This is a genomic window from Streptomyces sp. E2N166 (genome assembly GCF_003671715.1).
GTDB lineage: Bacteria > Actinomycetota > Actinomycetes > Streptomycetales > Streptomycetaceae > Streptomyces > Streptomyces thinghirensis.
The window spans coordinates 1,303,298-1,311,647 of sequence record NZ_RAIF01000006.1 but is presented as its reverse complement, the minus strand read 5'-3'; the positions used below and the strand labels follow the sequence as shown (position 1 = coordinate 1,311,647).

The window sequence follows — 8,350 nt, the reverse complement described above, 5'->3', positions numbered from 1 at the left end:
CGCGGCGCCAGCGGCTACCGGCCCGAGCACACCTTCGGCGCCTACGAACTGGCCCTCGACATGGGCGCCGACATCGTCGAGGCCGGTGACCTGGTCCCCACCAGGGACGGTCACCTCGTCTGCCGGCACGAGCCGGAGATCGGCGGCACCACGGACGTCGCCGACCACCCCGAGTTCGCCGACCGCAAGCGCACGAAGCGGCTCGACGGCGTCTCTGTCACCGGCTGGTTCACCGAGGACTTCACGCTCGCCGAGCTCAAGACTCTCCGCGCCACCGAGCGCATCCCGGCCAACCGCCCGCACAACACCCTCTACGACGGCCGCTGGGAGATCCCCACCTTCGAAGAGGTGCTCCGCTGGCAGAACGAGCAGACCCGCAAGCGCGGCAAGCAGGTCTGGATCTACCCCGAGCTCAAGCACCCCACCTACTTCCGCAAGCTGGGCCTCGGTACCGAGGAGCGCCTCGCGCGGCTGCTGCGCGAGTACGGCAAGGACCGGAAGAACTCGCCCGTCATCATCCAGTCCTTCGAGCCCACCAGCATCCAGCGGATGAACAAGCTCGTCGGCAACCCCCTCGCCGTGCTCCTGTCCGGCGCGAACAGCCGCCCCTGGGACTTCGTCGAGACCGGCGACCCGCGCACCACGGCGGACCTCATCACGCCGAAGGGCCTGAAGGAGATCGCCTCCTACGCGCAGGGCATCGGCCCCACACTGGACCTGATCATCCCGAAGGACTCCGCCGGCCGGCTCACCGAACCGACCACGCTGGTGCGCGACGCGCACCGCGCGGGCCTGATCCTGCACCCGTACACGATGCGCAACGAGAACCCCTTCCTCCCCGCGGACTTCCGCGAGGGCGGCGACCCGGATGCCTACGGCGACGTCTTCGGCGCGTTCCGGACCTACTTCGCCACCGGCATCGACGGCGTCTTCACCGACCATCCGGACACGGGCCTGCTGGCCCGCGAGGACTTCGTCAACAACTGAGCGACCGCCCCCGGTTGGGGTGACCTTCGGCCGTCCGGGCAACCTGCCGCCCGGGCGGCCGCGTCGACCCGCATATGACGCACGACCTGGTCACCTCCCTGCGCCCCCTGCTCACCGCCGAGGCATCCGCCGAGGCATATGCGTCGGGGGCCGAGCCCGGCGACCTCGAACAGGCGGTCTGGCTGCGCCTCCTGGAACGCCTGGAGGCCGACGGCCCGCCCCGCGACCCGCGTCGCTGGCTGCGCAGCGCCGTCCGCATCGAGGCCCGCCGCACCCGCCGTACGACCCGCGACGAGCGGCCGTACGAGACCGAACCCGCCGGCGCGGCCGAGCACGAGCCCGAGCAGCTCGCGCTCACCGCGGCCAGGCACCGCGCCCTGCGCGACGCCGTGCGCCGGCTGCCCGGCCGCTGCCCCCGGCTGATGGAGGCCCTGCTGTCGCCGAAGGACCTCACATACCGGGAGATCGCGGGGGAGTTGGGTATCTCACAAGGCAGTCTTGGCCCGGAACGTTCCCGATGTCTGGGATGTCTTCGCCGATTGCTGCCGCGGGAGGTTGCGGCCCGCTGAGGACGGGGATAGGAGTGGGGGACCACAGGTGATCAGGTGAGCGGGAGGCATGCACACATGGGCATGAGCGTGACCATCTCGGCGGCGACCGAGCAGGATGCCGAGCAGATCTTCCGGCTGCAGTACCTCTGCTTCCAGAGCGAGGCGGCGCTGTACGGCAACTACCGCATCGACCCGCTCGTCCAGACCCTCGACTCCGTGCGCCAGGAGGTCGCCGACGACTGCGTCTTCGTCGCGCGGCTCGGCGAGGAGGTCGTCGGCTCGGTGCACGGCCGGGTCGCCGACGACGGGGCGGCGTCCATCGGCAGGCTGTGCGTCCATCCGCGGCTCCAGGGGCACGGCATCGGCGCCCGCCTGCTGCGCGCCGCCGAGTCCGCCCTCGCCGAGGAGCGCGGCGCCAAGCGCTTCCGCCTGCACACCGGGCACCGCAGCGAGAACAACCTGCGGCTGTACCGGCGGGTCGGCTACGAGACGGTGGGGACCGCGCAGGGTGCGGACGGCGTACCCATGATCGTCCTGGAGAAGCCGGCCGAGGCGTACGCGACCACGGCCTGAAGGCGCCGACGGGACCCGGGCCGGCCGCCGCTACGCGGTGCGGGCCCGGCGCAGCCAGTACACGGCCGACAGCGGCAGCAGGACGGGGATGAAGAGGTACCCCATCCCGTAGTCCGACCACACGGTCGCGTCGGCGAAGGCGGACGGCTCCACCAGCGTCCAGGTGCCGACCGTCAGCACGCCCACGAGCTCGGCGGCGCAGCACACCAGCGCCGCCTTGCGGGCCGTCTCGCCGCCGCGCACCAGGGTGTACGTGATGAAGCCGTAGACGACGCCCGCGACGGCCGACAGCGTGTAGGGGAGCGGCGCCCGGTCGAACTCGGTCGCGATCTGGTACGCGGACCGGGACACGGCGCCGACGACCATCACCCCGTACAGCCACACCAGCAGGATCCCGGGACCGCTGATCAACCGCTTCCGGTCCGTCTTCTCCTGCGCGGCCACCATCTCAGCCTCCCCAGATGTCATACAGCCGCACCTCGAGGACGGCGAGGACGACACCGCCGGCGGCGACCGTCACCGAACCCCAGCGGGTGCGCTCGGCCAGCGACATGAACCCCGCCGCCGGGACACAGGCGAAGGCGCCCAGCAGATACGCCACGAAGATCGTCGTGCCCTGGCCGGGCTCCTCGCCGCGCGCCAGCTGCACGACCCCGACCACGAGCTGGACCAGCGCCAGCGCCGAGACCACGGCCATGCCGATGAAGTGCCAGTCCTTCGTCGGCTGGTCACGGTAGGCCGCCCAGCCGCACCAGGCGGCGAGCAGCAGCGCGGCGACGCCGGTCACCAGCGTCAGGACGTCAAGCATGGCAGCGACCCTATTACGGCCCAAAAGGCCCGCCGCCCCCGACCCCGTCCGGCGGGGACCGGACGAGTCGTAGGGTCGGAGGTATGAAGATCCACGCTCAAGCCCTCCTGTTCGACAACGACGGAACCCTCGTCTCCTCCCTCGAGTCCGTACGCCGCTGCTGGACGCGGTGGGCCGGTGAGTACGGGATCACGGCGCAGGAGTTCGCACGGGTCGAGCTGCACGGGCGGCCGGCCGCGGAGATAGCCGCCGACCTGCTGCCCGCGGACAGGGTGCCGGAGGCCGTCGCGCGGATCGAGCAGCTCGAGGTCGAGGACGTACCGGGTGGGGGCGTGCATCTGCTCCCCGGCACCTGGGAGTTCCTCGACGTCCTGCCGGCCGACCGCTGGGCCGTCGTCACCTCGGCGACCCGCCGGCTCGCCGAGGCCCGGCTCGGTGCCGTCGGCATCCTGCCCAAGACACTCGTCGCCGCCGACGACATCACCCGCGGCAAGCCCGACCCCGAGCCCTACCTGCTCGGCGCCCGCGCCCTCGGCGTCGACCCGGCCGCCTGCGTGGTCTTCGAGGACGCCCCCGTCGGACTCCAGGCCGGCCGCGCCGCCGGCATGACCACCGTGGCATTGGCCACAACCCACCGGGCCGACGAACTCGACGCCGACCTGGTGGTCACCGACCTGTCGGCCCTGTCGGCACTGGTCACCGAGGCGGGAGTCGAGATCTCCGTCCGGGGCTGATCGGCGCCCCCGTGGGCCGGCCACCGTCCACCGCTGTCCAACATCCGGACAGCGGTGTCCGGTCAGGACCATAGGTCTGCTTTACTGATCGCATGAGCACGACGAGCGACCGCACCCCTGCGACCGAGGCGACGATGACGCCCGGTGCTCGTTGTATGTGTCGAATGTGCGCCTTCTAGAGGGCCCCTGCACCATCTGAGCCTCGCGCCCCGAAGCGAGCGCCGGCTCGTGCCCGCCACCGCGCCCCGCGCACGCGGCCGAGCCATGTCCCGCGCACACGTTTCTCCCCGGTTTCCCACGCCACCGCGCATCGCCACCGCGAGAACCGTGCCGCGTTCCGAAGGACCCCCAAGCCCCCGAAGAACAACGCCCCGTGCCCGGCGCACACCACCGCGCCGCGCACTCGACAGTGACGGAAACCCACGTGATCACCACATCGGGCCTCACGAAGGTCTATCGCTCACGCGGCCGCGAGGTCACCGCCCTGGACGGCGTCGACCTGCACGTCCGCGAGGGCGAGGTGTACGGCGTCATCGGCCAGTCCGGCGCCGGCAAGTCCTCGCTCATCCGCTGCGTCAACCTCCTGGAGCGCCCCACCGCCGGCACGGTCACCGTCGCCGGCCAGGACCTCACCGCGCTCGCCGGCCGCGGCCCCCGCGCCGGCAAGGAACTGCGGCAGGCCCGCAGCCGTATAGGCATGGTCTTCCAGCACTTCAACCTGCTCTCCTCCCGGACCGTGCGGGACAACGTCGAACTGCCGCTGGAGATCCTCGGCAAGTCAGGGAAGGAACGTTCCCGCAAGGCGTTGGAGCTGCTCGACCTCGTCGGTCTCGCCGACAAGGCGGGCGCCTACCCGGCCCAGCTCTCCGGCGGCCAGAAGCAGCGCGTCGGCATCGCCCGCGCCCTGGCCGGCGACCCCAAGGTCCTGCTCTCCGACGAGGCCACCAGCGCCCTCGACCCGGAGACCACCCGCTCCATCCTCCAGCTGCTGCGGGACCTGAACCGGCAGCTCGGCCTGACCGTCCTGCTCATCACCCACGAGATGGACGTCGTCAAGAGCGTCTGCGACTCGGCCGCCCTCATGGACAGGGGACGCGTCGTCGAGTCCGGCACGGTCGGCGAGCTGCTCGCCACCCCGGGCTCCGAACTGGCCGCCGCCCTCTTCCCGGTGGGCGGCGACGCGTCCGGCGCCGACCGCACCGTCCTCGACGTCACCTTCCACGGCGAGGCCGCCACGCAGCCCGTCATCTCCCAGCTGTCCCGCACCTACAACATCGACATATCGATCCTCGGTGCCGCCATCGACACCGTCGGCGGCCTCCAGGTCGGCCGGATGCGGATCGAACTGCCCGGCCGCTACGAGGACAACGTGGTGCCCGTCGGCTTCCTGCGTGAACAGGGCCTGCAGATCGACGTGGTGAGCGAGGCGGCCGATGAGCCGTCCTCGCTGGTGAAGGAAGGTGCCAAGTGACCTGGTCCGAGATGCGGCCGCTGCTGGAGCAGGCGTCCTGGGAGACCCTGATCATGGTCGGCTGGTCCACCCTGATCGCCGTGGCGGCCGGGCTCCCGCTCGGTGTCCTCCTCGTCCTCACCGACAAGGGCGGCCTGCTGCAGAACGTCCTGGTCAACAAGGTCATCGGCCAGATCGTGAACGTCGGCCGCTCGATGCCGTTCATCATCCTCATGGTCGCGCTGATGAGCTTCACCCGCTGGGTCACCGGCACGACCATCGGCAGCGAGGCCGCGATCGTGCCGCTCGCCATCGGCGGCATCCCCTTCTTCGCGCGGCTCGTCGAGACGGCCGTGCGCGAAGTCGACGGGGGGCTCGTCGAGGCCGTCCAGTCGATGGGCGGCAACAGCTGGACCATCGTCCGCAAGGTCCTGGTCCCCGAAGCGCTTCCGTCGCTGATCGCCAGCACCACCACCACGGTCATCGCCCTCATCGGCTACTCGGCCATGGCCGGCACCGTCGGCGGGGGAGGTCTCGGCGACCTCGCCGTCCGCTACGGCTACCAGCGCTTCGAGACCGGGCTGATGTGGATCACCGTCGCGATCCTCGCCGTCGTCATCTCGCTCATCCAGTTCGCCGGCGACTACGCCGCCCGCACCCTGCACCGCCGCGGCGGACGCGGGGGCGCCGGGCCCAGGCTGCGGCTGCTCAGGGCCGAGGAGCCCGCGGCAGCCGACGTGAGCAAGGCCGCCTGACCGGCCGCCCGGCTCCTTCACCGGACTCCCCGTCACCCGCGACGGGGTCGCACCACCTCATCAGGAAAGGCACTTTTCGTGCGTAACACCGCCAAGCTCACCACCGCTGTCCTCGCCGTCGGGGCGCTCACCCTCGGGCTCTCCGCCTGCGGCTCGGGCAATGACTCCGCCTCCGACACCTCCGGCCCGCTGATCGTCGCCGCGAGCCCCACCCCGCACGCCGAGATCCTGAACTACGTCAAGGACAACCTGGCGAAGGACGCGGGCCTCGACCTCGAGGTCAAGGAGTTCACCGACTACGTCACGCCGAACACGGCGACGGAGGACGGCTCGGTGGGGGCCAACTACTTCCAGACCCAGCCGTACCTCGACGACTTCAACAAGAAGAACGGCACTCACGTCGTGTCCGTCGTCGACGTGCACCTGGAGCCCCTCGGCCTCTACTCCCACAAGGTCGACAAGGCGGACGGCCTGAAGAGCGGCGCGACCGTCGCCGTCCCGAACGACACCGTCAACGAGGGCCGCGCCCTGCAACTGCTCGCGGCCAACGGGCTCATCACGCTCAAGGACGGCGTCGGCACCTCGGCGACCCCCTCGGACATCACCGAGAACCCGAAGAACCTCAAGTTCAAGGAGCTGGAGGCGGCCCAGACCCCCCGCTCCCTGGACGACGTGGACGCGGCCGTCGTCAACGGGAACTACGCCATCGAGGCCGACCTGAAGCCGGCCAAGGACTCCCTCCTCCTGGAGAGCGCCAAGGGCAACCCGAACAGCAACCTCCTCGCCGTCAAGGAGGGCCAGGAGGACGACCCGCGCGTGAAGAAGCTCGCGAAGCTCCTCAATTCGCCCGAGGTGAAGAAGTTCATCGAGGACAAGTACGCCGGCGCCGTCCTGCCCTCCTTCTGATCGCACCGCCGGTCCCGCACGGGGTCCGCCGCGCACGGGGTCCGCTCCGCACCGGGGCGGACCCCGTGGTGTGGTTGAGTGCTTTCATGCTGCATGCTGGGCAGTTCGAGTAGGCCCTGACGGTCACACAGGTTACGGAGCGGCGCATGACGAGCACCTTCCCCAACATCTCCATCAGCACGGAGCGGTTGGTGCTGCGCCCCCTCGACGAGGACGACGTCCCCGCCCTCGCCGCCATGATGAACGACGAGCAGGTCGCCACCTGGACCCACGTCCCCCAGCCTTTCACCGAGCAGGCCGCAGGCACCTGGATCGGCGACCACGCCCCCGCCGAACGCGCGTCGGGCCGGGGACTCGACCTCGCGGTCACCGAGTTCCTCACCCAGCGCCTGGTCGGCGTGGTCCAGCTGGCCAAGACCAACTGGCACGTACGGTCCACCGAGCTGTCGTACATCGTCGCCCCCTGGGCCCGGGGCGAGGGCTACGCCTCCGAGGCGGCGCTCGCCACCGCCCAATGGCTCTTCGGCGACCAGAAGTTCGAACGCGTCGAGCTGCGCACCGCCGCCGGCAACACCGCCTCCCAGCAGGTCGCCCAGAAGATCGGCTGCATCAGTGAGGGCGTCCTGCGCAACGCGTGCATAGCCCGCGTCCGCACCGACGACGGTGTCTGGACGGAGGTCCGCACCGACTTCATCGTGTGGAGCCTGCTGCCGGAGGACCTCGAGGGCGCGGCCGGGCCACTGACCGACAACGACGGTTTCACCACCTTCACCGACTGGAACTGATCCGCGAGGGCTCCGACCGCGCCACCGCCCCGCCCCCAGACCGCACCGGGTACCCTCACGGGGCGCGCCGGCCAACGGTTCCGCGACCACGACCTGCGAAACCCTGGAGACTGACGACGATGGCCGACCGGGTCACGGTGATCGGATGGGACGGTTCGCCGCTGACCGCCGCGGCACGTTCCGCACTGGGCGCCGCCACACTGGTGGCCGGTGCCGCCCACCACCTGGCACTTCCCGAGGTGCCGCCCGCCGCCGAACGCATCCGCCTCGGCAGCGTCGCCCTCGCCGCCCGCCGCATCGCCGCCCACCGCGGAACGGCGGTCGTACTGGCCGACGGCGACCCCGGCTTCTTCGGCGTCGTACGCACTCTGCGCGCACCCGAGTTCGGCCTGGAGGTCGAAGTCGTCCCGGCCGTCTCCTCCGTGGCCGCCGCCTTCGCGCGCGCCGGTATGCCCTGGGACGACGCCAATGTGGTCGTCGCCCACCCCCGCACCCTGCGGCGCGCGGTGAACGTATGCCGAGCCCACACCAAGGTCGCGGTCCTCACCTCCCCGGGCGCCGGCCCCGCCGAACTCGGCCTGCTGATGGAGGGCATCCACCGCACCTTCGTCATCTGCGAGGAACTCGGCACCACGCGCGAACGGGTCACCGTCGTCACCTCCGACAAGGCCGCCGACCACACCTGGCGCGACCCGAACGTCGTCATCGTCGCCGGCGGAAGCGTCGGCCCCGGCACCGCGACCGACGGCACGGGCTGGATCGCCGGCCGCGATCCCGCCGCCGGCCCGCGCGGCTGGTCCC

General features: G+C 71.1%; 11 protein-coding genes. 9 read left to right on the top strand and 2 right to left on the bottom strand.

The window, feature by feature from the left end; all coding sequences use genetic code 11:
* The 3 genes from EBH09_RS06360 to EBH09_RS06350 all read left to right on the top strand — a co-directional run.
* Nucleotides 1-987 (top strand): glycerophosphodiester phosphodiesterase (locus EBH09_RS06360; RefSeq protein WP_153182614.1); only part of this gene is annotated, 987 nt, incomplete at its 5' end.
* Between the two features lie 74 nt (nucleotides 988-1,061).
* Entirely contained in the window at nucleotides 1,062-1,556 is a 495-nt protein-coding gene (locus tag EBH09_RS06355) for a sigma-70 family RNA polymerase sigma factor (RefSeq protein ID WP_121745963.1), read from the top strand.
* 57 nt (nucleotides 1,557-1,613) lie between these two features.
* Nucleotides 1,614-2,111, top strand: coding sequence for a GNAT family N-acetyltransferase (locus tag EBH09_RS06350; protein ID WP_121745962.1), 498 nt, complete (start codon nucleotides 1,614-1,616; stop codon nucleotides 2,109-2,111).
* Between the two features lie 30 nt (nucleotides 2,112-2,141).
* On the opposite strand, the gene EBH09_RS06345 is transcribed toward EBH09_RS06350, so the two are convergent.
* Entirely contained in the window at nucleotides 2,142-2,558 is a 417-nt protein-coding gene (locus EBH09_RS06345; protein ID WP_121745961.1) for a hypothetical protein, read from the bottom strand.
* A gap of 1 nt (nucleotide 2,559) precedes the next feature.
* Nucleotides 2,560-2,919 carry a hypothetical protein gene (locus EBH09_RS06340; protein WP_121745960.1) on the bottom strand — a complete coding sequence of 120 codons (360 nt, stop codon included), beginning with the start codon at nucleotides 2,917-2,919 and terminating at the stop codon, nucleotides 2,560-2,562.
* A gap of 83 nt (nucleotides 2,920-3,002) precedes the next feature.
* On the opposite strand from EBH09_RS06340, the gene EBH09_RS06335 reads away from it, so the two are divergent.
* From EBH09_RS06335 to cbiE, 6 genes are all read left to right on the top strand, one after another.
* Nucleotides 3,003-3,653 (top strand): HAD family hydrolase, encoded by a 651-nt coding sequence (locus EBH09_RS06335; RefSeq protein ID WP_121745959.1) that lies wholly within the window; start codon nucleotides 3,003-3,005, stop codon nucleotides 3,651-3,653.
* Between the two features lie 424 nt (nucleotides 3,654-4,077).
* Complete coding sequence (locus EBH09_RS06330) at nucleotides 4,078-5,124, top strand: ATP-binding cassette domain-containing protein (RefSeq protein WP_193776132.1); 1,047 nt, start codon at nucleotides 4,078-4,080, stop codon at nucleotides 5,122-5,124.
* Nucleotides 5,121-5,858, top strand: coding sequence for a methionine ABC transporter permease (locus EBH09_RS06325; RefSeq protein ID WP_193776131.1), 738 nt, complete (start codon nucleotides 5,121-5,123; stop codon nucleotides 5,856-5,858). The genes EBH09_RS06330 and EBH09_RS06325 overlap by 4 nt, the downstream gene beginning before the upstream one ends.
* A gap of 78 nt (nucleotides 5,859-5,936) precedes the next feature.
* Nucleotides 5,937-6,764 carry a MetQ/NlpA family ABC transporter substrate-binding protein gene (locus EBH09_RS06320; RefSeq protein ID WP_121745957.1) on the top strand — a complete coding sequence of 276 codons (828 nt, stop codon included), beginning with the start codon at nucleotides 5,937-5,939 and terminating at the stop codon, nucleotides 6,762-6,764.
* 146 nt (nucleotides 6,765-6,910) lie between these two features.
* A complete protein-coding gene (locus tag EBH09_RS06315; protein ID WP_121745956.1) occupies nucleotides 6,911-7,549 on the top strand; it encodes a GNAT family N-acetyltransferase in 639 nt (212 codons plus the stop codon).
* A 119-nt stretch (nucleotides 7,550-7,668) separates the two neighbouring features.
* Nucleotides 7,669-8,350 (top strand): precorrin-6y C5,15-methyltransferase (decarboxylating) subunit CbiE (gene cbiE / locus EBH09_RS38620; RefSeq protein ID WP_238697197.1); only part of this gene is annotated, 682 nt, incomplete at its 3' end.